General features: G+C 38.6%; 2 protein-coding genes. Both read right to left on the bottom strand.

Translation table 11 applies throughout. From position 1 onward, the window contains the following. Nucleotides 1-510, bottom strand: a 510-nt coding sequence (locus VGT41_06440) for a DNA-directed RNA polymerase subunit beta (protein HEV2601900.1), incomplete at its 3' end; no start/stop codon positions are given. Between the two features lie 287 nt (nucleotides 511-797). Then, nucleotides 798-1,322 (bottom strand): hypothetical protein, encoded by a 525-nt coding sequence (locus VGT41_06435; GenBank protein ID HEV2601899.1) that lies wholly within the window; start codon nucleotides 1,320-1,322, stop codon nucleotides 798-800. Nucleotides 1,323-1,981 lie beyond the last annotated feature (659 nt).

Here is a 1,981-nt window from a genome sequence, read left to right as displayed (position 1 = left end):
ATCGGCTTCAGATTCAATTTCAATCCAAGCCCCTCGAGATGGAATGATTTTTGCACCAAAATATGTCTTTCCTTTCAATTCTGTTGAAGTGAAGAACACGCCAAAAGATCGAGCCAATTGTGGAACAATAACTCGTTCAATACCAGCAATAATAAAGGTACCGTGCGGAGTCATCAATGGAAAATCTGCCATGAAAATCTCCTGCTCTTTGGTACCGCCAATTGTCTTATTCTTGAGTCGGACACTTACTTTAAGTGGCGCTTCGTACGAAAGTTTGTTGTCCTTTGCATAAAATTCATCGTACTGTGGCTCACCGAGTTTGAAACCAGTAAAATCAAGTTCAAACTTTTTTCCAGAATAATCTTTAATTGAAGAGAATTCTCTAAATACTTCACCGAGGTTTGTTTCTAAAAGCTGCTTGTATGAAGCAATTTGTGCTTCCACAAGGTTTGGCATTTCAGTAAGTGGCTTTTTGAACTTACCGAAAAACTTTTTTTCGCGTATTGGCATGCAAAAATAAAATTATTCCTCTCTAATAATGAAATTCTTACTCATAAACGTAAAAAACAACCTCGTAAGGCGCTTCAAAAAGCGTATGGGGTTGTCTTATTGTTTGAGTGGCAAGAATCTGACAAACTTAGCCTAGTAATCAATCATCTCGTCCGTGACACAATCTTGCTGTGAGATTTACTGAGTATATAGGAATGGGAGGAGGTTGTCAAATATAAAAACCGCACCTTCCGGGTGCGGTTTTTTGATTTTGAACTGTGAGAATGTACGGGATCGATGCATGAGAATTACAACATAAAGCCATGATACTCATGCCATCCAAGTAAACGCGGGTTTATTACAGTATACTTATCACTATAAATTTCCTCACGACCTGAAAAGTTAGCAAAAGAACTATTTGGACAAAGCATATTTATGTAACAGTATGGTTTGAACGCTCCATCGAGATTATGCACACGAGGTCCTCGACAACCGTTAAAAACTTGATTCGATTTTTTAATTTCTAGTGCTCTCAATTTATACTCATTCAAAAGTACATCCTTCAAAACACAGAGCACATCATTTTTGGGATATTCTCCCCAATAATGCATTGTCCATACAGCAACGTCTTTTCCATAAATTATAGTGTTACCAAAACTATTTGGCGTTCCAGGTGGTGTAAACCAAATATCAACAACTTTCCAAAATCCTTCTTCAAAGACAATGACATTTGAGTTTGGTAACTCAGCAATTGTGGTAGGTTTAACATCACTTGCATAGCCCGCTACCATTGCTTTGTAGAAAACCGGCTCGATCTCAGCAGGCGTAAACATGATAGAACCTCCGTTAGGTTGAAGTGTTCTTAATCCCCTTTTTATCTATGCAGAATACTACTTATTTACAAGAGAAAGACAAGTCTAGTGTGTAGCAATATACGCTCTCGTAATCGGTCCGAAGTAGCCACTTGAAGGAGTAATTCCACTGGCTTTTTGGAATTGTTTAAGTTGGAATTGCGTTGCATAGCCAAAGACGGTCGTTTCATGCCCAATAGATCCTGGTCCATAGTTTGCAAGAATGTATCCATGAGTATTTAAATACTGTTGGAGTAATTTTACTTGAGAATTTGATGAACCGAGTTGTAAGTCTAACGTAAACAACCAAGCAGTTGGATTTGTTGGAGTTGTAGCTGTTGTTTGAGAACATGCAGCTCCTGTGAAGATATTAAAGAGTGCCCCTGCTGTACAACTTGTTGGTAGTGGTGTTGCAGGATTTGTAATAATAGCTTGTGGTCCATAACCTGGAAGATAACCACTGGTTTGACCTGCAATTACTTGCCCACCTGAATTACCTGCAGAAGGTGTTGCAATTGCAAGAGTTGTAAAAGTTAGATCACTTCCATATGCAGTCCCTACACTATTTGTGGCCTATACTCGATAGTGGTACAGAGTGTTTGGAATTAAGTTGAGTGTTGTGGTTGAGAAAGAACCAAGAT

This window comes from Candidatus Babeliales bacterium (assembly GCA_035944115.1).
Lineage (GTDB): Bacteria > Babelota > Babeliae > Babelales > Vermiphilaceae > DASZBJ01.
This window is presented reverse-complemented; position numbering and strand designations above follow the sequence as displayed.

Coding starts and splice junctions, on each gene's coding strand:
- VGT41_06435 (HEV2601899.1), bottom strand. CDS start 1,322: ATGTTTACGCCTGCTGAGATCGAGCCGGTTTTCTACAAAGCAATGGTA.